We start from the raw sequence: 25146 nt of genomic DNA on the forward strand, positions 1-25146 counted from the left end.
TTCTAACACAAAGTGTTTAATTTGTAGCACTTTGGTGTAAATATTTAAAGTAATGTTAAAATATTTAGACTTAAAAGGTGTGTTTCTTAAAATTCAAATTTAAGTTGTACGGAAACGGACTCCTTTTCAGAATTCTTTTTTTCTTTTTCTGTGTTGAGGTTGGCTAGAGAAATACCCAGCAGTCGTACGGAATTTTGCAATTTCTCCTGATATAAAAGTTCCTTTGCCGTTTCTAGGATAAGGCTTTTGGCGGAGATAAAATAGCTCAGGGTCTTGCTTCGTGTGTTTAGTGTAAAATCGCTGTATTTGATTTTTAAGGTCACGGTCTTTCCCGCAATGTTGGCCTTCTTTAAGCGTTTTTCCAGTTCTTCTGCAATATGCTCCAAACGTTCAAGCATGAACACTTCACTACTTAGGTTTTCGTTAAAAGTGCGCTCCGCACCAACAGATTTTGGAATACGGTGGGGTTTAACCTCGCTTGTATGAATACCACGCACCACGTTGTAGTAGTAACTTCCGCTTTTTCCAAAATTGTCTTCTAAAAATTCTATTGGCTTTTGTTTTAGGTCTTTACCGGTAAAAATGCCCAGTTTATACATTTTTTCGGCCGTAACCTTTCCTACACCATAGAATTTTCGGATTTCCAGTTCTTCCAAAAACTCCAATACTTCTTCTGGGTTAACCGTTTTTTGTCCGTTGGGTTTATTAATATCACTGGCAACCTTGGCAATGAATTTATTGATGGAAATTCCTGCGGAAGCATTGAGGCCGGTAGTCTCAAAAATTCGTTGCCGGATTTCCTTGGCCATCATTGTTGCCGACGGATTTCCTTTTTTGTTCACGGTAACATCAAGATAGGCTTCATCCAAGGAAAGCGGTTCTACCAGGTCTGTATACTCATGAAAAATGCCACGTATTATTTTTGATATTTCCTTGTACCTGTCAAAACGGGCCTTTACAAATATAAGTTCAGGGCAATTACGCTGGGCCACTACACTGCTCATGGCACTACGAACCCCAAATTTTCTAGCTTCATAGCTAGCAGCTGCCACCACACCCCTTTTAGAGCTACCGCCAACGGCAATGGGCTTCCCGCGTAGGTCTGGATTGTCCAATTGCTCCACGGAGGCATAAAAGGCATCCATGTCTACATGAATAATTTTTCGCAATGGAAAATCGTTTGGCATACTGCAAAATTAAGTTATATTTAGTTGGATGGAAACACAAAGAAAAACAGCAATAGTACTAGGGGCAACCGGTCTTACCGGAGGCATTTTGCTTCAGCTTTTATTAGCAGATGACCGTTATGAAAAGGTAAAACTGTTTTCCCGTTCCACCGTGGGCGTTTCCCATGATAAATTGGAAGAGCACTTGGGCGATTTAATGCAACTGGAGCAGTTTATATCCCATTTTACCGGAGACGAGGTTTTCTGCTGCATCGGTACTACCAAATCCAAAACACCCAACAAAACGGTGTATAAGGGTATTGATTACGGAATTCCCGTAGCGGCTGCAAAGCTTTCCCATTCCAATGGAATCCCCACTTTTCTAGTAGTTTCCGCAATGGGGGCGAATGCAAAAAGCAGTGTTTTTTATAATCGGGTAAAGGGTGAAATGGAAGATGCCGTTTTGGCCGAGGAAATTATGAACACCTATATCTTTAGACCTTCCTTAATTGGTGGCAAACGAGAAGAAAAGCGAATGGGAGAATTTTTGTTCAAGCAGCTTATGAAAGTAGTGAACCTTGTTTTGGCGGGTCCGTTGGAGAAATACCGCTCCATTAAGCCGGAAGCCATTGCGGAAGCTATGTTGACTGTGGCAAATTCAGGATATGAGGAGCGTATAATAGAATCTGATAAGATTAAAAAAATAGCAACAGAAAGTGATTGAAATTGAGCGTAAATTTTTGGTTACGTCTACGGCGTACCAAAGTCAGGCTATATCTAAAAAACGAATTTTTCAAGGGTTTTTGAATACGGACCCCGAGCGTACCGTACGGGTGCGGATTATGGGAGATGAAGGTTTTATAACCGTAAAGGGAAAGGGCAACGATACAGGTGTTTCCCGCTTTGAATGGGAAAAAGAAATTGAGGTTGTTGAGGCCGAAGCCCTATTAAAACTGGCCGAACCCGGTAGCATAGATAAAATTAGGTATGAAGTAAAAATTGGGACACATATTTTTGAAGTAGATGAGTTTTACGGGGATAATGAAGGACTTACGGTAGCTGAGGTAGAACTATCCTCCGAAAATGAAAACTTTGAAACCCCGGAATGGTTGGGTGAAGAAGTCTCCGGTGTTACCAAATATTATAATTCCCAGTTGAGTAAACACCCTTTTAAAGATTGGGAAATAAAGGATTAGAGTAGGTGGTCGTTCTTTTCCAAGTAACTTAGGGTGGCTATTCCCCTTATGTTGTGGACTATAAAGGTTTTTAGAATTTCTTCGACCGAAAATTTTTCAAACAAATTCTCTTCCGTAAAAATCAGGAGGGGCAACCGCTCTAAGTAAAGAAGGCAAATTGTATTTACATTAATGTCTTTTTTAATATGACCCAGTTCTTGTGCTCGCAATAGAAGATCACGTACTGTAGTGTGAATATAGTCTGCCCTAAAGTGATTGAAATAGCTATCAACCTTAGGATAATATTTTCGTAGTCCATATAGAAAAGCCGGACTAAAATTTTTAAGAGAATCCAGTCCTATTTTGTACACTGCTATTACAGCTAAAATAGGATTGGATTTTTCTCTTTTGACACATTGATCCATTTTAGACCTGGTCTTGTTCAGAAATAAATCAAGACTTTCTTGGATTATAACTTCTTTGCTGGCGAAATTCTCGTATATCGTTTTTTTTGACATACCCATTTCATTCGCAAGCTCATCCAAAGTAAATCGTTTACTACCGAACTGGACAAATTTAGAAAGGGCAAATTCTAAAAACAGGTCTTTGTTGATCATGTGCCTTACAAGTGATTAATGCCATCCGCCACCAAGGGAACGGTACAGGTCTACTGTTGCCGATAACTGACCAAACTTGTTGTTTATTAAGCTTAGTTCTGCATTCAACCAGTTCTCCCTGGCGGTCAATAGGTCTAAATAGGTTAAGTAACCACTGTTCAATAATTCTTCTGAATTGGTCTCCGCGCGTTTTAAAGCAACCACCTGTTTAGTAACATATGCTTCTTTTTCTACGGCTGTGTTATAATCGTACAGCGCATCCGAAACTTCTTTTCCAGCAGTAAGCAAAGCCTTTTTAAAGGTTAATAATGCTTGCTCTTGTTGCGCTTGTGCCACCTCATAGGCCGTTCTTACTTTTCTTCCGTTAAAAATAGGTTGGGTTAGACCTCCAATAAGATTGGCAAAGATAGAACTGCTATCTATCCAATTGTCCAACTCCAAACTTTGAAAACCACCTTGTGCCGATAACGTAATGGACGGGTAGAAGTTGCTTCTTGCTACGTTGGTCAATTCAAAGTTATTTACCAAGCTATATTCGGCTTGCATAATATCCGGCCTATTTCTAAGCAATAATGCAGGAACACCTAAAGACATATCGCCAGTTATAGTTTGATCGGCAAGTGTACCTCGTTCGTATGTTTGGGGTTGCTCGCCCAATAAAATGCTTAATGTTGTTTCCGTTTTGAATAGTGAATTCTTAAGGTCTAACAATTGACTTTGAGCACTGTAAAGTTGTGCTGCGGTTTGGTCCACACCCACTTGATTGGTTTGCCCGGCTTCTTTAAGAGCCGTAATGGTTTCCAAACTTTTTACACGGTTTTCAATGGTCTCCTCTGTAACGGAAATTTGTTCGTCCAACGCTAACATTTGATAGTACGTTGTTGCTATCTGCGCCACTAAACTTGTTTTTACAGCTTGATGAGCGGCAACAGTCTGCAAGTAACTGGCATCACTAGCTCGCTTTGTGCTTCTAATTTTACCCCAAATATCGGCTTCCCAAGAAACCGTACCCGAAGTTTCATATTGATTAAAAGGTTGCGTAAAGAAACTTCCAAATTGTCCGTTCTCACTTGTTCTTGCCGTTCTAGTGGCACTTGCAGCACCGTTTAATGTAGGCAAATAACCCGCTTTTCCTTGTTTTACGTAAGCCTCAGCCGCTGCAATATTCTGCAGGGCTATACGAATGTCCAAATTATTGTCAAGTCCCTTTTGAATATAGGTCTTTAAATAAGGGTCCGTAAAAAGGTCTTTATAAGAAACCGATGCGAAGGATACACTGTCCTGAGGCAGGTTATCCGTTCTATATAGGTTTTCTGTTTGGACCTTTGGTTGCTCATAGTTTTTGGCTACAAAACAAGATTGTAGCAAGAGCGGGAGCAGGGCCACCAATAAGAATTTATTCATTACTAATTTCTTCATGATTTCTCTAGTTCTTTATTTCTTCAATAGTTTCTTGTGGCGCACCGGTAATACGCTCTTGGATGGTCTGGAAAATGACATATAGCGCCGGTATTACAAACACACCAAATATGGTACCTATCAACATACCTCCAACTGCACTCATACCAATGGATCGGTTACCTACGGCACCTATACCTGATGACAACGCCAATGGCATTAAACCAAGGATAAAGGCGAAGGATGTCATTAAAATGGGTCTTAAACGTGCTTTGGCACCATCTATGGCAGAATCAATAATAGACATACCGTGTTTTCTACGCTGCAATGCGAATTCTACGATAAGAATGGCATTTTTAGAGAGAAGACCGATTAACATGATCAGGGCAATTTGGAAATAGATATTGTTCTCCAAACCAGCTACGCTCACAAAACCTATTGCTCCTGCAATACCAATTGGTAAGGACAGTAATATGGATAATGGAAGGATATAGGATTCGTATTGAGCACTTAACAAGAAGTATACGAAAACCAAGCTCAAAATAAAGATTAGAACCGTTTGGCTACCTGCGCTATTCTCTTCCTTGGTAAGTCCAGAGTATTCGTAGGTGTAGTTATTTGGCAATACTTGTGCCGTAACCTCTTCAATAGCTTTAATAGCATCACCAGTAGAATACCCAGGATTCATGGCTCCGTTAATCTTAACCGAACTCAATAGGTTAAACCTACTCACTACCTCAGGACCGTAAATTTTCTTTAACGATACAAATTGAGATACGGCAACCGACTCCCCATTGGCGTTCGTAACGAAAATGTGGTTCAATGAATTTTCATCTGCCCTATCTTCCGGTTTGGCCTGGATCATAACACGGTACTGCTTACCAAATTTGTTAAAGTCCGTGGTATAAAGTCCACCATAGTAGCCTTGCATAGCGCTAAATACATCCGTTACGGCTAAACCGGCCATTTTAGTCTTCTCAACATCTACCTCCAACTCGTATTGAGGGAAATTAGCATTGAAGTTGGTAATGGCGTATTGAACTTCCGGTCTTGCATTTATAGCTGCCAAAAATTCATTAGTAACTTTGTTTACGGTTTGCCAATCGTCTGCATCTTTACTCTGTAAGTTCATCTCAAAACCGGTAGAGTTACCAAAACCACGTACACTAGGTGGCGTAAAGAAGAATATTTTTGCATCTTTGATGCCCGCCGTTTTTGCGAACAATTGCCCTACGACCGCTTGTACGGATTCATTATCACCTTCTCGTTCTCCCCAATCTTTTAGTCTAAGTACGGAGAAACCGTAAGAACCACCGTTAACACTGTTAAGGATACTAAATCCTGTAATGTTCATTCTGGCCTTGATCAAGTCCATTGAAGCATAAATAGAATCTAATTTTTTAACGGTTTTCTGTGTTTGTTCCAATGTTGTTCCCGGAGGCATAGTAACATCGGCAAAAACAATAGCTTTATCTTCATTTGGAATAAATCCTGTAGGTGTGGATTGGAATAGCATATACGCTATAACCCCAAACACTGCAATAGATGCCCAAGTGGCCCATTTTCTTTTGGCAATGAATTTTACGGAACCAACATATTTATCGGTAATCGCATTAAAACCGGTGTTAAAGGCCGAAAAGAAACGTTTTGAAATTCCTTTTTTATGTTCCTCGGACGGATTGTGCGGTTTTAGCAACAATGCGGCCAAGGCAGGGCTCAACGTTAAAGCGTTTACTGCCGAAATTAGGATGGCAATAGCCAATGTTATACCAAATTGCTGATAGAACACACCCGATGACCCACTAATAAACGATACCGGAATAAACACGGCGGACATAACCAAGGTGATAGAAATGATTGCACCTGAAATCTCGGACATTGCAGATTTGGTAGCCGTTTTGGCATTGGTTGCGCCTTCCTCCATTTTGGCATGGACGGCTTCGACCACCACAATGGCATCATCCACCACAATACCAATGGCCAGAATCATTGCAAATAAGGTTAACATGTTAATTGAGAACCCAAAGAGCGATAGAAAGAAAAACGTACCAATAATCGCAACCGGAACGGCAATAGCAGGTATTAACGTAGATCTAAAATCTTGTAGGAATATGAAAACCACTAAGAACACTAATAGGAATGCTTCTATTAAAGTCTGTACTACGTGTTCTATGGATGCACTTAAGAAATCTTTAGTGTTATAAGGAATTACGTAATCCAGACCTTTAGGGAAATCTTGGCTGCTTTCATCCAATATGGTTTGAATTTCATCAATGATAGCGTTCGCGTTAGAGCCCGATGTTTGAAAAATACCAACGGCAGTACCGGGCTTTCCCATACCTTCGTTTTTTGTTCCATAGTTAAAGGCACCCAATTCTACTTCGGCAACATCTTTAAGTCTTAAAAACTGTCCGTTTTCTTGTGCTTTTATAATGATATTCTCATACTCGGCTTCTTCTGAAAGACGTCCTTTATACTTTAAAACGTATTCGTAAACTCCATCGGCATTTTCACCAATTTTACCAGTTGCAGCCTCAAGGTTCTGCTCTCTAAGGGCATTCTGAATATCCGAAGGCATAAGCTTGTAGGCCGCCATCTTTTCTGGGTTCAACCAGATACGCATAGAGTAATCCTTAGAACCAAAAACAGTAACGTTACCAACACCTTCTATACGTTGTAATTTGGGTACAATGTTAATTCTGGCGTAGTTTTCTACAAAGGTTGCGTCATAATCATCATTATCCGAGAATAAAGAAAAGAACAACAATGCACTGGTTTGCGACTTTTGAGTAATAACACCCGTCTGTACTACGGCCTGTGGTAAAACACTATTGGCCCTAGCCACCCTGTTCTGAACGTTTACCGCGGCAATATCCGGATCCGTACCTAACTTAAAAAAGACGTTAATGGTAGCGGCACCGTCGTTACTGGCACTTGAGGTCATGTACAACATATCCTCCACACCGTTTATTTGCTCCTCTAACGGTATAACTACACTCTTAAGTACCGTCTCTGCATTTGCTCCGGTGTAGGTACTTGTTACTTGCACGGTAGGTGGCGCAATTTCCGGATACTCTTCAATAGGTAGGGTCGTTAAACCTAGTATACCTAGAATAACTATAATAATCGATATAACCGTAGACAGTACGGGACGATCTATAAATTTCTGAAACATTGTTCTCTATTTATGTGTTTTGTTGAATTGCGGTTTCTTATTTGACCGGACTAATGGCCATACCGTCTTTTATTTTAGTTACACCTTCTAGAACAATGGTAGTTCCTTTATCTATGCCGTTTTCCACAACAAAACCTTTTTGAGTGGTGGTTACGATATCTAAAGGCATTGTGGTTACAGTGTTATCTTCTTTTACTACATAGACCAGCTTTTTCCCCTGAAGGTCAATAGTAGCCGTTTGTGGAATTTCGAAAGCATCCTTATAAACGGTGGGAATTTTAATTTTCCCAGTACTACCACTACTTAGCAAGTTATTTTTATTGTCAAAATCTGCACGTGCGGTAACACTACCGGTAGTACCGTTTATAATACTATTGATCATGGCAATTTTACCGGGCTCAGGATATTCTTCTCCGTTTATCATGACAAGTGTAACTTCTGGTGCTTTTTCAACATCCATAAGGTTCTTATCATTTTTAGGCATAGACTCTTTTAACTTCAGCAACTCTTTTTCGTTCATTGAAAAATAAGCCCGTACTTGGCTAACATCTGAAACCGTAGTTAATGGTTTGCTCATGTTTGAACTTACAAGAGCTCCTATTTTAAAAGGAATTTCACCAATGTAACCGTCAACCGGGCTCGTAATACGCGAGTAGCCAATGTTGGAGGTAACGCTCTGGTAATTAGCTTGAGCTTGAGCAAGTTGTGCTTTTGCAGTTTCTAATTGAACCTCGCTAATGATACCTTTTTCTACCAAAGGTTTTAGCTTGTTTACTTCTACCTGTGCAACGTTTACTGATGCTTTGGCAGCATTTGCATCTTGGTTCAAGGTTTGTGTTTCCAATTTAAAAAGCAGTTGGCCCTTTTTTATTTTCTGACCTTCTTCTACATAAACCTCCTGAACAAAACCAGACACTTTTGGCCATATTTCTACATTTTGCTTTCCCTCTAGAGTAGTAGAAAATTCATTATAAACAGTAATGTCCTGTGGTTTTAGTTCACCAACCTTTAAACTTGGTGGAGGTGGAGCATCGGCACCAGCGGGAGAAGTTGGAGTTGTTCCAAAACACGAACTCAAAAGGAGTGCGGCGCTTAATAATCCTATAATTGATAACTTTTTCATTTTAGATGGAGTTTTACTTGTATTGAATTGTTGATTGAATGTTGTTAAGGTTTTGTTAATTCTGAATGTTCGGTAAAAAACGAACCATTTGTTCAAAAAATTAGTTGTTAGATTTTTTCAGGTCTATAATTGTCTTTCTGTAAATTTCTCTAGCTTCTTCTACACATTTGAGATAGATATCCTTTCTTGCTTTATTAGCTTCATGTTTCTCTGGATTATATGCCTCGTTATAAGCTGCAACTTTTTCAATCATTTCAGACTCGTTTTCGAGTTTTTTAAGGACTGTATTGAGTTTGTTTATAAAAAAGGCGTCTTTTTCAGCAACTTTAAAGTATCGTTTTCTGTCTCCTGACTTTGTAAAGTACTTTACAAAGTCCATTTGTAAAAGGAGGTTTAGCGATGTAGATATAGAACTTTTACTGGCACCACGTTTAGTAAGACAATCCTCAAAAGTGAGTCCGTCTTCCTCTGTAATAACGAGGTTAGCAAAAATTCTTGCAGCTAATGGAGGAAGGGAATATTCATTCTCAAAATGAATCCCTAGGTCCTCAATTAATAATTTTTTGCTTTCTTCTCTGTTCATAATCGAAATATTGAAGGGGCAAAGGTAGTATTAGTTCGGAAACAAACAAACCAAAAGAACTTAAATATTCCTAAAAGGCGTTAAAATTTTGTTAGCGAAAGAATTTATGGTGCTAATATGCCTTCCTTTTCAATGATGGGGATGGGGCCTAGGTCTTTCTCGGAGATAGTATTCTTGGGAAATAAGAAGCGTTTTTCAAAAAGTTTACCCTCGGCGAAGAAAGTAACAAAAAACTCATTGTCCAATGCTAGCACATCTTCAAGGAGCATTTCTACTTTTTTAAAAGATTTGGGTAGAATGGTACCAATGCCATGGCGCATAGTAGATGTTTTTCGCTCTGCATCAAATCCTTTGGAGACCACAATCGTTAATTCAATCTGGTCCGTTCTATTGTTTATAATGTACGCGTTCCAGTCTTTTGAAAGAAAATCGTCGTTCCACTCACGGATTATGGCCACGTGAACATCTTTGGCAATAGGTATTTCAATATCTTTCTTCACAACGCTGGGTTAAAGTGCGCTTTTAAATTGTTCTAAGAAACGCACATCATTTTCGCTTAATAAGCGAATATCGGAGATTTGGTGAAGCAACAGGGCAATTCTGTCTATTCCCATACCAAATGCGAAACCAGAGTACTCCTTGGAGTCAATACCACAGTTGTCCAGTACATTAGGGTCTACCATACCACAGCCCATAATCTCTAGCCATCCGGTACCTTTTGTCATTTTGTAATCGGTTTCGGTTTCAAGTCCCCAATACACATCTACTTCGGCACTAGGCTCGGTAAAAGGGAAATATGAAGGGCGAAGTCTAATTTTTGACTTACCGAAAAGTTCCGTTGTAAAGAACTGAAGGGTTTGCTTTAAATCTGCAAAAGAAACGTCCTTATCAATATAAAGACCTTCTACTTGATGGAAAAAGCAATGTGAACGGGCCGAAATAGCTTCGTTACGATATACTCTTCCCGGAGAAATGGTACGTATTGGTGGTTTATTATTTTCCATATATCTAACCTGTACGGACGAAGTGTGCGTACGCAATAGGATATCCGGATCCGTTTGAACGAAAAAAGTGTCCTGCATGTCTCTTGCAGGGTGATATTCCGGTAGGTTCAGTGCGGTAAAGTTGTGCCAATCATCTTCAATTTCCGGTCCTTCGGAAACATTAAAACCTATTCTGGAAAAAATATCTATAATTTGGTTCTTTACAATAGAAATAGGGTGTCTGGCGCCAAGTTCTAGAGGCTCCCCTGGGCGGGTTAAATCGCCATATATGCCTTTTTCTTCGGTTTTACTTTCAAGGGCATCCCGTAAGGTGTTCAGCTTTTCGTTTGCGGTCTGCTTAAGCTGATTTATGGTTTGGCCGAATTCCTTTTTTTGCTCATTGGGTACATTTTTGAATTGAGCGAAGAAATCGTTCAAAAGTCCCTTTTTACCTAAGTATTTTATACGGAAGCTTTCCAGTTCCTCTTTAGTGGTAGCGGTAAACTTTTCTACCTCAGTAATGTGCTTTTTTATGGTATCGATCATGATGTTCGGCTAAAGCCGCAAATTTAGGACATTTGCGGCATTACCGAATACATAATTCATCATAAATTGGTCTAAATTCTATGCTGAGGCCTCAATATTTTGCTCGGATGTCTTGTGTGTCAAGTACTGCAGGCATTCATTAAAGGTGTCAAAAATATGTTCTGCAGGAATTAAATCAGGAATGAGTTCTACACGTTCCATCATGTAACGTGGTTGTGGAAGTACATCTACGAACAGAACCTCTATATTGGAGTTGTGTAAATCTATAAGCACGTCTTCCAAGGTATAAAGACCGGATTGATCCATATATTGCATGCGGTCCATTCTAATGATTACCGTAGATGCCGATCTAGGAATTTGGTCCGCTAAAATCTGAAATTCACTAGTAGAACCAAAGAACAAAGGTCCTTTAAGGTGTTTGATAAAGACCGTTTCTTTTAAGTTTTTGGGGAAACTTTTCTCATCTGCCCATCCTTGTTCTTTTTCCAAAGACTTTACATCAGACCGCTCCGCAGTAAGGTCGCCCATCTTTTTCATGAACATTAAGGAGGCAATTACCAGACCAACACCAACTGCATAGACCAAGTTCCAAACAGAAGAAAGAACCAGTACAACCAGCATTATAATAACTTCCGAGCTGAATTTTATAGGCCCTAAACTCATGTCTTTAGGAAGACTGGGTATAGCTTTTAGTCCTTTGTAATCCATAACACCGATACCTACCGTTACTAAAATTCCGGCCAATACGGCAGCGGGAATCTGTGAAGCAACCGGTCCAAGAGCTAAGAGAACAACGAGCAGCAGAACTCCGGCAACCATACCGGACAATTTGGTTTTTCCACCGGCATTAATATTTACCACAGTACGGATGGTGGCACCTGCGCCGGGAATTCCACCAAAAATGGCGGCGATACTATTTCCTATTCCTTGGCCCACCAATTCTTTGTTGGGTTGATGTTTAGTTTTTGTCATATTATCCGCAACTACAGAGGTTAAGAGGGAGTCAATAGCTCCTAACAACGCCAATGTTAATGCAGTAAAAATGTATGGCGTTACGGAACTTAGCTCAAAACTGGTAAATATACCCAGATTTGGAACCGGAAATCCGCTTGGAATTTCCTCAATAGGCCTGTAATCCAAACCAAAACCGTAAGCCACGCCCGATACCACAACCAAGGCCACCAATGCACTTGGGATAGCCGTAGTTATTCTTTTAAAACCATAGATAATGGCAATGGTGGTTAGTGCCAGAATAAACTCTAGCCAGTTAATATTTTGAAGTGCTCTAGGCATTACCTTAATGGCTCCCAATACTCCGGATGCTTCGGATTTTGCCAAAGTACGTGCTTCTTTTAGCATATCTTCCTCGGTAATTCCTTCCGCTCGTTTAATGGTCTCCTCAAAGTTTTCCAGAACAAGAATGCCTTCTCCGGCTTCTTCCTTTAAAATATTGTCCAAGATAATTTCTTCGGCCATAGGTTTGTATTGCTCTACAAAAGCCTCGTCTTCTTTAGGGTAATAGCCAATTGCGGGAAGTATTTGGGTTACCAAAATAATAACTCCGATTGCGGTCATAAATCCGGAAACAACGGGATATGGAATATAGCGGATGTATTTACCAATACCCAATAACCCCAAGCCTATCTGCATAAGACCGGCCAATAGAAAAACAACCAAGATTGCAGGTAGCGCTTTTTCCAAACTTCCATCATTGATTGCTATTATACCTGCTATAACAACCATACTTACCGCGGTCATTGGTGCTGTTGGGCCGGAAATCTGGGTGTTGGTACCACCAAAAAGAGCCGCGAAAAAACTGATGAATATAGCTCCATAGAGACCGGCGCTTGGCCCAAGGCCTGAGCTAACACCAAAAGCTAATGCCAAGGGAAGAGCAACAATACCTGCTGTTATCCCTCCAAATAGATCTCCTTTAAAGTTTGAGAAAAGATTTTTCATAGAGTCAAGATTAATGGTAATATGTTAGTTTAAGGAGTAACAGAATGGTTTTGATCAATCTAAATGATAGATTTCCATTATGTTTATAAGATAGCCTTCAAAATCTATCTTAAGGTCTATTAGCTTTCCGGTGTGGACATCAAATATCCATCCGTGAACTTTCAATCCGTGGTCGCGATATGCTTTTTGCACCACCGCGGTTTTAATCAGGTTTACACATTGTTCCTTTACATTAAGTTCAACTAACCTGTCATATTTCTTTGTTTCGTCCTCAATTGCGTTAAGTTCTTCCTTATGAAGACGATATACGTCGCGTATATTACGCAACCATGGGTTTAAAACCCCTAAATCTGCAGATTGCATGGCGGCTTTTACCCCTCCACATGCATAATGCCCACAGACTATAATGTGTTTTACTTTTAAATAGTCTACGGCATATTTTACTACAGATAGAACATTTAAATCAATACTGATTACCATGTTCGCAATGTTACGATGTACGAAAACCTCTCCGGGTTTGGCACCCATAACTTCTTCTGCGGTAACCCTACTGTCCGAACAGCCTATATAAAGCAGTTCTGGATTTTGCCCTATGGCCAGTTCCTTAAAATAATCTGAATTAGTCTCTAGTTTCTCAGCAATCCACTTTTGGTTATTATCAAAAACAGTGTCTAAATCCATTATATTTTTTTGGTAAAGTAAGGAGAATTCTACAGAAATATAGTTAAAAGGCCAACATCGTTATTGGCCTTTTAACCTGTCTAAAATTCAATATACTAGTAGAAAGTTACTTCGCCGTTGGATATGTCGTACATGGCCCCAACTATCTTAATTTCTCCTTTGTCTTCCATCTCTGCAAGAACAGGACTTTCTTTACGTATATTTTCAATAGTTAAAAGCACATTTTTTTCTGAAACCTTATCAACAAATTCAAGGTTTTTAGAGTTTCTCTGGCTTTCATCTGCTGGTTCTTTAACCTCGTCTACAGCTGGTTCTATCTTATTGATCAGTTTGGTTAGGTTGCCCAATCTAGCATGATCGCAAGCACCTTTGATGGCACCACAACTAGTATGGCCCAATACAACAATTAATTTGGTGCCGGCTAGTTTACAAGCAAATTCCATACTTCCAAGAATGTCTTCATTGGAGAAGTTACCTGCTATACGAATACTAAAGATATCGCCAAGACCTTGATCAAAAACCAATTCTGCCGAAACCCTAGAATCTATACAGCTCAAAATGGTTGCAAACGGAAATTGTCCTTCGCTAGTATCATTTACTTGTTCCAAAAGGTTTCTATTGGCCTTTAAATTATTTTGGAAGCGTTGGTTACCTTCTTTAAGGAACTGTACTGCTTTTTGCGGGGTCATTGTTGCTTGTGTTTCCTTAGTATGTGCTTTCATATTTTATATTTTAATTATGCTATTCTTAAATTACTTTGATGTTTGATGTGCAGACGTTTCTCGCCGGCAATCATAAGGGTAATTCCTAGTTTCTTTACCTTATTGTACATGTTCAATGCTGAAGCTGTAGCTTTTGATTCCTTCTTTTTTCTCTCAACAAATAACAGGTTTATGTTACTATTGGATAAGTAAGTTGGAAGTTGTTTCAGCGTATTTTCATTATAGTCAAATACGTACTCTACGGTTTTTTGTCCTAAAAACTCCTGTGGTTTTGGTCTAATGTTGGAGCCTTCTACAATATTAAAAGACTTTAACGGTCTATCCGTAAAAGCAAACAGCGTTTCTAGAAAAGAAGAGCTAGATGATTCTGAGGAACAGTTTAATGTTCCAATACCAATTTTCATATCTGGTTCTAGACCATTTTCTTCGGAGACGATCATTACGGACCCTTTAAAAATAGTTAGAACAAAATTAGCTATTCTATCATCAACAGCTCTGAAAAGCCTTGCTTTTCTCCTGCCAAGGACAATAATGTCCGGATTGTTGTTTGCTAAATACCGGGCAATTTCAGTCTTAACGTTGCCAAAGGCACTGGAATAACTGATAGGAACTCCATAATCCTCAGAAATAGGTGATACTATACGTTTCATTCGCTTATCGGTTAAAATATATTCACGGTTTATGGTCCGCATTGCCGATAATTGATTATCCTTTCTAATAATATCAATAGGTTTCCTTACATGGAAAACCTCTAGCTCTCCATCAACCATTTTTGCCAGGCTAACGGAGCTCTTCAAAAGATTATGCAGACTATTTCCCAAAGAGGAAAATAGAACTATCCTGTTTTTGTCCTTTTCCATGACATTTAGCTTAGACTTAATTTTGATTTAGGTCTTGTTTTAAAAAACTCAGTAAAACTATCCGGGTTTTCTACTACACCTCGTTTTGAAACGAGTTGAATGTCTATGTTACGCTCTTTGGCCTTTATGGAAAAATCGTCCAAAATTTCAATGATATCCAAATCTAGATATCTTGTTTGGAGTAAGTTTAGTTCCAGATAGGTGTCTCTAGGTAAACTGTCCAATTCTTTTAGAATGGCACCTTTGTTAAAAAAGGTAACTTCTTCGGCAAGCGTCATTTTTATTTTGTGCTTTCCGTTGCTTACATCTTCAATGTGAAGAAAATGAGAGTTTTGGTAGCTCTTGATCAAAATAACTACAATACCAACGGCCAAACCTAGACTAATACCTATAAGTAAATCTGTAAAAACAATTCCTGCTACCGTAACCGTAAAGGGAACAAATTGTTTCCAACCCAGTTTGTACATTTTGGCAAATAACGCCGGCTTTGCCAGCTTGTAACCTACAATAAAAAGGATGGCTGCCAAAACGGACAAAGGAATCATGTTCAATAGTCTTGGTATAAGAATTACGGAAATCAATAAAAGGAAACCATGTATAATTGCAGATAGTTTTGATTTTCCACCAGATTGGATATTGGCAGAACTACGAACAATTACCTGGGTAATTGGAAGACCACCAATCAAACCGGAAAGAATGTTACCCGTACCTTGTGCAAGCAACTCTCTGTTTGTAGGCGTTACATTTTTCTGCGGGTCCAACTTATCCGTAGCTTCAACGCACAATAAGGTTTCTAGACTCGCTACCAATGCAATGGTAAATGCGGTAATCCAAACTTGAGGATTTGTAATGGCAGCAAAATTAGGAAAGCTGAATTGGCCCAAGAACGAGGCGGCATCTTCTGGAATTGGTACGCTTACCAAGTGGTCCGAAGAAATAGCCAAAACTTCACTATTTTGAGTTACGATAAAGAAAATTATCCCTATTGCAACGGCAACCAAAGGCCCTTGTACCAACTGAAATATTTTCCCTTTTTTTGAAAGTACTTTATCCCATAGAAGTAAAATTGAAAGACCAATTATAGCAACAAGTGTTGCACCTGGACTAATATTGTTAACGGTGTTGAAAATCTCGGAGAAGGTGTTCTCACCATCTACTTGAAAAAAGGCCCAATCTCCTTCTGGATCTGGGTCGTATCCAAAGAAATGAGGAATCTGTTTTAGTATAATGATGATACCAATACCGGTAAGCATGCCTTTTATTACAGAGGACGGAAAGTAATACCCAATAATACCTGCCTTTAAAACACCAAATACTACTTGGATGATTCCTCCAAGAACCACGGCAACTAAGAAATTTTCAAAACCGCCCAATGTTCCAATAGCGGTTAAAACTATGGCCGCCAATCCTGCTGCGGGGCCACTTACTCCAATATTGGAACCACTAAGGGCACCAACTACTACACCTCCAATTATACCAGCTATTAAGCCTGAAAACAACGGAGCTCCACTGGCAAGGGCAATACCCAAACATAGAGGTAAGGCTACAAAAAATACTACGATACTTGCAGGAAGATCGCTTTTTAAAGTTTTGAACATAAAATAAAATAGTTTAGTCCCCAATATGAATTAAGGACAAGTTTTAGATAATAGAATACAATGTCTGAAAAATATTATCCTATATGTTCAGGTGGAGGGAGTAGGATTTCAAGTGTGAAATCTATATAGCCCATCGTATAATAATGGCCCATAGTATCTTGTTCTGACAGCGCTATTAATGAGAAGTCAAAGTGACTGTCGTTTACGAATTTTTCCTCTAAGGGAGATTTTTTGACCGTTTCTTGTTGCTCCTCTTCATTAAGGTTTGTTATAATAATGGGGTTATCAACATCCATTAAAGTTATGACACTCGGAGCCATTATGGCAAATAGCCATAAAGAAAGTAACAGAAAACGAGCGAAAATTTTCATAAAAGTTTGTAACAAATGCAAATATAACACCAACCATTTAAATCCTCGTTAAGAAAATATTAAAAATCTTTGAGAATTTTTATGTCATCTGCAGAAATCCACCCTGTAGTGCCATCGGAAATGCGAATTTTTTTCCAATCGTTCAGTTCTTCTAAAACATTAACTTTTGTGCCTTCATGGAGTGCAAAAGTTTCAAGTCCTCTTTTATTGGGTTCCGCTTTAACGCTAGCTTCTTTGGCAAAGACTATAGCAGGTTGGTCTGCTTTAAATTTGTTATGCTGAAGAAAAGCAAAGATTACGGAAGTTACCATAATCAAAAGCGAGATTATACTAAAAATAAATGCAAGTCGCTTTTTGGATGAATAATTGTAATAATAGAAGGCAATATACAACAGCACAAAAAGAATCATGAACACAATGGAGACATAGGCCCATTGGTCATAGCTTAAGGTGCCAATAATACTGTCGTAAATTTTAGAAAGTCCTGTGGTAGGCATTTCATCAATGGCATCTAAAGTCATGTTTTGGGCATACCCCAAATTGTTCTTTATTTCGCTATCGTTCGGTTTCAGCAAAAGTGCCTTTTCATAATAATAGATACTTGGGGCAACTTGGTTAAGCTTGTAGTAGGCATTGCCCAAGTTGTAATATAACTCTGCGGAATGTTCACCGTTTTCCAAAATCTCCAAATAGCTGTCTACTGCCTTCTGGTATTCGCCTACATTATAAGCTTCCGTGGCCTTATCGAACAAAGCGTTGTTCTGGCCGGAAACCGTTAGGGTAAGAAAGGAAACAAATATGAAGAGTATGTTTTTCACTTCGTGATTTTCAAATTGAATTAGTTCTATTTTTTTAAAGTTGCTTGTCCAAATATGATATTACTTCACTGGCTTTGTCATAATCCTGTTGCATTTGTACTTCCGAAAAAGGACTGTAACGTGCCATTTCACAATTTTTAAGCAAAGAAATAAATCCTTCGTTGGTGGTACTATCAACCTGTTTGTCATTCAAGAGGGATGCTATTTTATCCTTGCTGAATTCCGAAGTTTCTATTTTTAGTTTTGCTTTTAAATAATTGTGCAACGCTTTTTCCAAGGCAATATAAAATCCTTCTTTGTTACCCAGTTCCTTTTTTGCTTTAGAAAGATACTTTCTTGCTAATCTATTTGCCTTTCTCACTTTATTGCCCACCACATCACTCGCAATTGCGTCCCGTTTTTTGCCAAGTAGTATGGCTAAGGGTATGAGTAATATTGGTAATAACAACCACAGATAGTAATTTCTTGTGCCAAAAAAGGTGCTAGAACCAATAGGGGTTAAATTAGGACTCAGTTTTAAGAAGTTAAATTGATTTCCTACGGTTACTACCTGTTTGTTACTGGTTCCGTTCGTAGGTGTGCTACCAATACTAGAGTTTGTAGGGCCTTCTTTTACATTGATTACAATCTCGTCCGATGTAATAGTTTTATAGGACTTTGCATTAGGGTCAAAATAAGTGAAGGATATACCGGGAATAGGGTATTTACCTTTAAATGAAGGTACAATCGTATAACTGTTGCTTACCTTACCCTGTGAACCCGATAGGGTAGTGCGTACGTTCTCATTAAATTCCGGCTCGTACACCTCAAGTGAGCCTGGTAGATTTGGCTCCGGCAATTGAAAGAGTTTTAGGTTTCCCTTACCGCTAACCTCAACTTTTGCCTGCAAGGATTCGGAAGCGTTTAAAACTGTTTTGCTTGTGCTCACCGAAAAATCAAAATTACCAACGGCTCCACTAAAGTTTACAGGTTTTCCTTTCTCCGGTAATGGCTTTACATTAATAGTGCGTTTACCGGCCGAAACCGTTTTGTTGGTCTGTGAATAAATCCGGCCTCCAAAGAAATCTCTTTTGTTGGAAGGTACATCTACCGTAACGTCTAGTGACAGGGGTTCTATTTCTAGTTTGCCCGATTTCTGAGGATAGAGCACCACACGTTTTAGTATAACGTATCTATACGGTTTTCCTTTATAGGTGCCGTTTTCGGCTACCGGTCTGGAAACGGGAATATCTTGACTCCAAAAGTTATTGTACTTGGGGTTGTCTAGCGGTTGGTAATTGGACACACTTATAGACGGACTCACATAGAGTTTGTAAACCACGCTCAAACCTTCGTTTAGGTAAGGGTCCGTTTTGGAAACCTCTGCGACTAAGTGAAGGCTTTCGTCTGCTACGTCATCTACCGTCATTTGATCGCTAGGCTTATCTACGGCAGCTGTAACTTCAACATCCTTTGGTAAGGATTTATAAGTTTTGCCATCAATAACGATGGTAGCCTGCTTAATGGTCATGGTGCCCCTGGTCGTTGGTGCCAAGGTGTAAGAATAGGTTTTGGAATAGCTACGAACACCATTGATCCAAGAGGAGCTTATAGATTGAGATGGCCCCATCAATACCCTGAAACCTTGAAAATCCGGCGGATTAAAGTTGTCACCATCTTTGTTCATGGTAAAATCTACCCGTAATCTTTCATTTATACCCAGCTTCTCTTTGCTAAGTTTCATCTCAAAGGTTATGGCCGCATCATCCTGCGCGCTTACCGAAAAAACAACAAGCATTATAGAGAATAATGCCAAAAGGATTTTATGTATACTGGTCTTTACCAATCTTTTTCGTTTTTAACCTTAACGCCTTTTACTTTCTGGGCGTCTATTTTTTCTTGTACTTTTTTCTCTTCGTTCTGCATGGCTTCCAGAAGATTCTGGATTTGCTGTTTGCTTAATTGGTTAGGACGAGGTTGTTGTTGCTGTTCTTGAGGTTTATCGCCTTGGTCAGGCTGTTTTTTCTCTTCTTCCTTTTCATCGCCTTCGCCCTCTTTGTTTTCGTCTTTTTCTTCCTCGTTCTTATCGCCTTCGTCTCCTTGGTCGCCTTCGTCCTTTTTATCTTGGTCTTGGTTCTCTTCTTTATTGTCGCCGTCCTTTTTGTCCTCGTTTTCGTCTTTTTGGTCTTCGTTCTTGTCCTGGTCGTCTTTGTTATCTTGGTTTTGGTCATTCTGCTCTTGTTCCTTTTCGAGCATCTTTTTTGCCAAAGCTAGATTGTAGCGCGTTTCTTCATCTTTAGGATCGTTGCGAAGGGCTTCTTTATACGCTTCTACCGCTTTTTGATATTCTTTTCTTTTCATGAACACATTGCCCATGTTGTGATAAGCACGGTGTTTATCTGCCTTATTGGTTGCCAGTTCGCCTGCTTGTTTATAGCGGCCAAAGGCTTCACTATACGTCTCTTTTTTGTAGTAGGCATTAGCCAAATTGTATGGAGCAGCTGAGTTTTCGTCACTTTTGGCAATTGCCTTTCTGTAATCTATTTCGGCATCTATAAAATTATCCTCGGAAAGCTCTTTGTTTGCCTCCCAGGTTAAATTTCTAGATTCATCAAGCGCCTTTTCGCGTTCTTTTTCTTCTTCCTGCGCAAAAGAAACGAAACCGATAAAAAACAATATGAAAACTATATTTCTCATTTATTCTATTTCTTTTTCGTTGAATAGATTCAGTTTTTTAAACCACTTAGTGCGCTTATCCAGAACAAATATATCCAATAACAAAAACAACAGCCCAATACCCAAAAACCATTGGAATTGGTCTTTAAATTCAGCAAACTGCTTGGCTTCAAACTCTTTCTTGTCCATTTGAAGAAGCTGGTCCTTTATGTATTCTACCGCTTCATCTGTATTGGCACCGTTAATATATTCACCATTGCCTTCTTCCGCAATGTCTATGAGAACGTCTTCGTTCAATTTTGTAATTACCACCTCGCCCTGCGAATCCTTTTTCAAACTTTCTACAACCCCGTTTCTCTTTATGGGAATGGGAGCGCCCTTGGTCTTGCCCACTCCAATCGTGAAAATACGAATACCCTCTTCCACCGCTTTTTCTACGGCATCTTTTGCATCGCCTTCCGAGTGGTCTTCACCATCCGATAGTATAAAAAGCACCCGGTTAGTTTGTTCTTCATCATTATAATACGTTGTGGCCAGATTAATGGCTTCGCTGATGGCGGTTCCTTGTGAGGTAAGCATATCCGTATTCATGCTCTGGAGGAACATTTTAGCAGCGCCGTAATCCGTTGTAATCGGCAATTGCGGAAACGCTTGCCCAGCATAGGCTATAATACCTATACGGTCACTTGCCAATTGATTGATGATTTCCGAAACCAAACGTTTTGCTTTTTCCAAACGGTTAGGCGCAATATCCTCGGCCAGCATACTTTTAGAGACATCTACCGCAAATACCACATCTACCCCTTCTCTTTTTACGGTTTCTAATTTCGTGCCAATTTTAGGATTCACCAATCCTAAAGTAAGAAAGGCCAGGCCTAACAAAAAGAACAAGAGTTTTAATCCGGATTTAAAATTGGACTTGTCCGGAGATAGGCGTTTTAACAGTTGGGTTTCGGCAAATTTCTTTTGCGTGCGCTTTTTCCAAAGTTGCAAAAGCACAAACAAGACGATGATGACCGGTATTATGGCCAATAAATAGAAATATATTTTTTCGTCTAATTGAATCATTCTGCTTTGTTCCTGGTTTGAAGCTAATACAAGTTTATGAAATACTGCGCTAAAAATTTCTTAAATAAAACTTCTGAAAAGCGTATTTCTTAGGAGCCATTCCAATAGAAGTAACGCGCCTGCCAAAAGCACCCACGGTCTAAATTTTTCTTCGTATTTGTAATATTTAAACTCCTCTATTTCTGTTTTTTCAAGTTTGTTTATTTCGTCGTAAATAGCCTCCAGTTTTTCGTTATCGGTGGCTCTAAAATACTTTCCTCCGGTTACTTTTGCAATATCTTTCAAGAGGTCTTCGTCAATTTCAACCTGTCGCATGCCATATCTAAAGGAACCGTCACTGTTATAAGCTACGGGGGAAAGGGCATTGCCGTTTGTGCCCAAACCAATGGTGTAGGTTTTAATGCCAAATTCAATAGCAAGGTCTGCAGCGGTCTGCGGCTCAATAAAACCGGAATTGTTTACCCCATCCGTTAATAAAATAATGATCTTACTGGATGCTTTGCTTTCTTTTAGACGATTTACCGAGGTAGCCAGACCCATACCTATAGCGGTACCATCATTTAGTTGGCCGTACGTGATTTCACGCAGTGCTCTTAGAACAATAGATTTGTCGCTTGTTATGGGTGTTTTGGTGTAACCTTCTCCTGCGTAGGCAACCAAACCAATACGGTCGTTGGGTCGTTCCTTAATAAATTCTGCCGCAACATCTTTTAGGGCGGCCAAGCGATTGGGCTTAAGATCCCTTGCCAACATACTGGACGAGACATCTATGGCCATAACAATATCTATACCCTTGGTAGTTTTTGTTCGCGTTGATATATCCTCGGTTTGTGGTCTCGCCATCGCTACGATTATAGCCGTTAAGGCCAATAACCGAAATAAAAACAACAAAGGCTTTAATTTTGGGAGAAAACCGGTATTCGCAAAGCCCTTTATCGTAGGTATTTTTAATGAGGCTACCTGTTCCTTACGCTTGTAAAAATACCATAGCACGGCCAGTGGAAGCAGTAATAGCAACCAAAAAAATTCCGGATTTGCGAATGATATATTATCCAACATCTATAATTCTGTTTTTACTTCTACCGAGCCTAAAATTCTATCTACTATTTCTTGAGCGTAGGTGTCGCCTTCTAGCCAGTTTATAATAATTTGCTGTTGAAAACCCTTGCCTCCAAAAAGCAAAATGCTATACTCTCCGTCTACCAATTCTTTGGATTCCGGAACAGGAAACTTGCCGCTACCAAAAACTTTTATGCCCTTTACACCTGTAACCGTGGTAAATTCTTCTTGCTTGGTTATGATATTTTTTGCCCCTTGTTTTTCTAAGTTCTGAATAAAAGCTTCAATAGATTTGTTGAATTCAGGTTCCACTTCCTGTGTTAGTGTCGTAGATGTGGTACCCACTGTAAAAAACCCTTCATCATTTCTATACATGAACATTTGAAGGTCTTTTATGTTGGCCTTCATATCTGGTGTAAGCTTGGTCTCCTGTCTTTTAAGAACTTGGGGTGTTTCTAGGCTAATGGGAGGATAACCGTAGGAACTGGATACCCAATCCCCTTCCAGTAATTCTTTTGTAGGATGGCCCAAAACGGTGTCTTTTACATATGTGAATCCATAATAGGCAGTAGCTGCTATCCCTGCAATTAAAAGTGCCCCAACAATAGCTAAACTGGCGTAGACAATCTTTTTCTTTTGCTTTTTCTTTTCGAGTTCTTCTTTGTATTCTTCCTGCTCCATTAATTCTTCAACCGTAGGTTCGGGAAGGGCCTCGTGTGTTTTATGAACTATTTGCTCAATGGATTGGCGGTGTTGTTCCGCTACTGAGGTATCCGGTTTTGATTTTGCGAACTTTACTAAATCAGCAGTCTGAAGAATGCGCTTGAACTGTTGAAGTGTATCGTTGTCTATTTTTAGCTCTCCAGCGTCCCTCAACAGTTCCAGTTTGGTAATAAGTTCGTCCGTGGTACTCTCTAAGGCAGAAACATGTACATCTTCTTCTAGATAGGAGCGGACAATATCCGTTAGTTCGGAGTAATAGGCTTTATACTCATCTTGAATAAGGTACTTAGACTTTTCTAAGTTTTTAAGCTCTAATATGGCCCGGTCATAAGGGGGTAGAAGTGCTACTTTTTCTTCCTCCGTTAACGGTTTTTTTCTAAAGAAAAACCAATAGACCAAAGCTCCCATAACCAATAGAACAAGAAGTATGCTTAAAAAGATTTTCCACAGGTGCGAGTTGCTTTTTTCAACCTCCATTAGCGGTTTAATGTCGTACATTTTTTGCGCTAAGGTGTCTACGGCTACGTTGGCTACGTTTATCACTTGGGTAGAATCGGTCAAGAAACCTTCTCCGTTAATTTCTATGCGCTGCGCAGGTACTTTGTACGAGCCGGAATCAAACTGAGTAAGAGCGTAGATTTTCTGCAGGGTCATACGGTCGTTCTTACGTGTGGTATCCGTAGCAAACGCCTCTACCGTTTCTAAAGGGGAAAAGGTTTGCCCTTCCGGAAAGATGACCTGTGCAGTGGTATCCGCTTCAACTGTAACCGTAAATTTTATCTGCTCACCAATTTTAATAGAGGTAGTATCAACAGTGGTGTGGACCTTGGGTTTAGTTTGTGAAAAAGCAGAAAAACCTATGCATAGAACGCATAGTAAAAAGCATCGTTTTAAAAGCGATGTAGTATTGTTTTTAGAGTTTATAAAGTATTTTTTTAGCATTAACCTCTTCGCTTAAAATAACCCAATAATTTTTTCACATAACTTTCATCTACCCTACAGCTTAGGACACCACAGCCAGATTTGGTAAACGTTTCCTGAAAATAATCTACCCGTTGCTGGTAGTAAGCCCCATAAGCCCTTCGTACACTTTTAGACTGTGTGTTCACGAGGCTTATTTTTCCCGTTTCCGCATCTTGCATCTGCACCATACCTAAATTGGGGATGCTTTCTTCGTGCTCGTCGTAGACCCGTATACCTGTAAGATCATGCTTATTGCCCGATATTTTCAGGGTCTTCTCATAATCCTCCGCTATAAAATCCGATAGTACAAAAACTATGGCCTTTTTCTTCATTACGCTACTGAGAAACTTAAGGGCTTCGGCAACATTGGTCTTATTGCTTTTGGGCTTGAACTCTAATAGCTCCCGTATAATACGAAGTACGTGACTCTTTCCTTTTTTAGGGGGAATGTAAAGTTCTATCTGATCGGAAAAAAGAATAAGACCGGCCTTGTCATTGTTCTGCATTGCAGAAAACGCCAAGGTAGCCGATATTTCTGTAATGACGTCTTTCTTGAATTGGTTGCTTGTTCCAAAAAGTTCGGACCCACTTACATCTACCATGAGCATCATAGTGAGCTCACGTTCTTCCTCAAAAACTTTAATGTAAGGTTCATTGTAGCGAGCGGTAACGTTCCAGTCAATATTACGGACATCATCGCCAAATTGGTACTGGCGTACCTCACTAAAGGTCATACCGCGCCCTTTAAACGTAGAGTGGTATTCCCCGCCAAATATATGATCGGACAGACGGCGCGTCTTAATCTCGATCTTCCGTACTTTTTTTAGTAACTCTTTAGTATCCATTTCTCAGCAAACAGTTTTCAGCAAGCAGTTTTCAGTGGTAGCGACAAGACGTCAATTA

At 39.6% G+C, this 25146-nt stretch carries 23 protein-coding genes; 2 read left to right on the forward strand and 21 right to left on the reverse strand.

What is annotated here, in order from left to right; translation table 11 throughout:
• Positions 1 to 86 precede the first annotated feature (86 nt).
• On the reverse strand, positions 87 to 1187 hold the full coding sequence (gene dinB, locus H9565_RS02620) for a DNA polymerase IV (RefSeq protein WP_215437157.1): 1101 nt from the start codon (positions 1185 to 1187) through the stop codon (positions 87 to 89).
• Positions 1188 to 1215: 28 nt separating this feature from the next.
• Here dinB and H9565_RS02625 point away from each other — a divergent pair, with 28 nt between their 5' ends.
• On the forward strand, positions 1216 to 1890 hold the full coding sequence (locus H9565_RS02625) for an NAD(P)H-binding protein (RefSeq protein WP_215437161.1): 675 nt from the start codon (positions 1216 to 1218) through the stop codon (positions 1888 to 1890).
• Positions 1883 to 2362 carry a CYTH domain-containing protein gene (locus H9565_RS02630; RefSeq protein WP_215437163.1) on the forward strand — a complete coding sequence of 160 codons (480 nt, stop codon included), beginning with the start codon at positions 1883 to 1885 and terminating at the stop codon, positions 2360 to 2362. The genes H9565_RS02625 and H9565_RS02630 overlap by 8 nt, the downstream gene beginning before the upstream one ends.
• Here H9565_RS02630 and H9565_RS02635 read toward each other — a convergent pair.
• The 20 genes from H9565_RS02635 to H9565_RS02730 form a co-directional block, all read right to left on the reverse strand.
• Positions 2359 to 2958, reverse strand: a complete 600-nt coding sequence (locus H9565_RS02635) for a TetR/AcrR family transcriptional regulator (RefSeq protein ID WP_215437164.1) — start codon at positions 2956 to 2958, stop codon at positions 2359 to 2361. The two genes, H9565_RS02630 and H9565_RS02635, sit on opposite strands and share 4 nt — an antisense overlap.
• 15 nt (positions 2959 to 2973) lie before the next feature.
• Entirely contained in the window at positions 2974 to 4377 is a 1404-nt protein-coding gene (locus H9565_RS02640) for a TolC family protein (RefSeq protein ID WP_215437166.1), read from the reverse strand.
• 7 nt (positions 4378 to 4384) lie between these two features.
• A complete protein-coding gene (locus H9565_RS02645; RefSeq protein ID WP_215437169.1) occupies positions 4385 to 7531 on the reverse strand; it encodes an efflux RND transporter permease subunit in 3147 nt (1048 codons plus the stop codon).
• 37 nt (positions 7532 to 7568) lie between these two features.
• Complete coding sequence (locus tag H9565_RS02650) at positions 7569 to 8654, reverse strand: efflux RND transporter periplasmic adaptor subunit (RefSeq protein ID WP_215437171.1); 1086 nt, start codon at positions 8652 to 8654, stop codon at positions 7569 to 7571.
• A gap of 100 nt (positions 8655 to 8754) precedes the next feature.
• The gene (locus tag H9565_RS02655) at positions 8755 to 9237 is read right to left on the reverse strand and encodes a GbsR/MarR family transcriptional regulator (RefSeq protein WP_215437173.1); all 483 of its coding nucleotides are present in this window, start codon (positions 9235 to 9237) and stop codon (positions 8755 to 8757) included.
• 104 nt (positions 9238 to 9341) lie between these two features.
• Entirely contained in the window at positions 9342 to 9737 is a 396-nt protein-coding gene (locus tag H9565_RS02660; protein ID WP_215437175.1) for a hypothetical protein, read from the reverse strand.
• Positions 9738 to 9746: 9 nt separating this feature from the next.
• Complete coding sequence (gene pheS / locus H9565_RS02665; RefSeq protein ID WP_215437177.1) at positions 9747 to 10766, reverse strand: phenylalanine--tRNA ligase subunit alpha; 1020 nt, start codon at positions 10764 to 10766, stop codon at positions 9747 to 9749.
• 78 nt (positions 10767 to 10844) lie between these two features.
• Complete coding sequence (locus H9565_RS02670) at positions 10845 to 12725, reverse strand: SulP family inorganic anion transporter (RefSeq protein WP_215437179.1); 1881 nt, start codon at positions 12723 to 12725, stop codon at positions 10845 to 10847.
• 54 nt (positions 12726 to 12779) lie between these two features.
• Complete coding sequence (locus tag H9565_RS02675) at positions 12780 to 13406, reverse strand: carbonic anhydrase (protein WP_215437181.1); 627 nt, start codon at positions 13404 to 13406, stop codon at positions 12780 to 12782.
• A gap of 95 nt (positions 13407 to 13501) precedes the next feature.
• The gene (locus H9565_RS02680; protein ID WP_215437183.1) at positions 13502 to 14128 is read right to left on the reverse strand and encodes a carbonic anhydrase family protein; all 627 of its coding nucleotides are present in this window, start codon (positions 14126 to 14128) and stop codon (positions 13502 to 13504) included.
• 14 nt (positions 14129 to 14142) lie between these two features.
• Positions 14143 to 14988 (reverse strand): universal stress protein, encoded by an 846-nt coding sequence (locus H9565_RS02685; protein ID WP_215437185.1) that lies wholly within the window; start codon positions 14986 to 14988, stop codon positions 14143 to 14145.
• A 5-nt stretch (positions 14989 to 14993) separates the two neighbouring features.
• Positions 14994 to 16586, reverse strand: coding sequence for a SulP family inorganic anion transporter (locus tag H9565_RS02690; protein WP_215437188.1), 1593 nt, complete (start codon positions 16584 to 16586; stop codon positions 14994 to 14996).
• Between the two features lie 74 nt (positions 16587 to 16660).
• A complete protein-coding gene (locus tag H9565_RS02695; RefSeq protein WP_215437191.1) occupies positions 16661 to 16957 on the reverse strand; it encodes a hypothetical protein in 297 nt (98 codons plus the stop codon).
• 59 nt (positions 16958 to 17016) lie between these two features.
• Complete coding sequence (locus H9565_RS02700; RefSeq protein WP_215437192.1) at positions 17017 to 17775, reverse strand: tetratricopeptide repeat protein; 759 nt, start codon at positions 17773 to 17775, stop codon at positions 17017 to 17019.
• Between the two features lie 34 nt (positions 17776 to 17809).
• Entirely contained in the window at positions 17810 to 19552 is a 1743-nt protein-coding gene (locus H9565_RS02705) for a BatD family protein (protein WP_215438202.1), read from the reverse strand.
• Positions 19553 to 19593: 41 nt separating this feature from the next.
• Entirely contained in the window at positions 19594 to 20451 is an 858-nt protein-coding gene (locus H9565_RS02710) for a tetratricopeptide repeat protein (protein WP_215437194.1), read from the reverse strand.
• Entirely contained in the window at positions 20452 to 21498 is a 1047-nt protein-coding gene (locus H9565_RS02715) for a VWA domain-containing protein (RefSeq protein WP_215437196.1), read from the reverse strand.
• A 60-nt stretch (positions 21499 to 21558) separates the two neighbouring features.
• Complete coding sequence (locus tag H9565_RS02720) at positions 21559 to 22557, reverse strand: vWA domain-containing protein (RefSeq protein WP_215437198.1); 999 nt, start codon at positions 22555 to 22557, stop codon at positions 21559 to 21561.
• The gene (locus H9565_RS02725) at positions 22558 to 24222 is read right to left on the reverse strand and encodes a BatD family protein (RefSeq protein WP_246560224.1); all 1665 of its coding nucleotides are present in this window, start codon (positions 24220 to 24222) and stop codon (positions 22558 to 22560) included.
• A complete protein-coding gene (locus H9565_RS02730; protein ID WP_215437200.1) occupies positions 24222 to 25088 on the reverse strand; it encodes a DUF58 domain-containing protein in 867 nt (288 codons plus the stop codon). Before H9565_RS02730 ends, H9565_RS02725 begins: the two co-directional genes overlap by 1 nt.
• Positions 25089 to 25146: the final 58 nt, after the last annotated feature.

Source organism: Zobellia russellii (assembly GCF_018728565.1).
Lineage (GTDB): Bacteria > Bacteroidota > Bacteroidia > Flavobacteriales > Flavobacteriaceae > Zobellia > Zobellia russellii.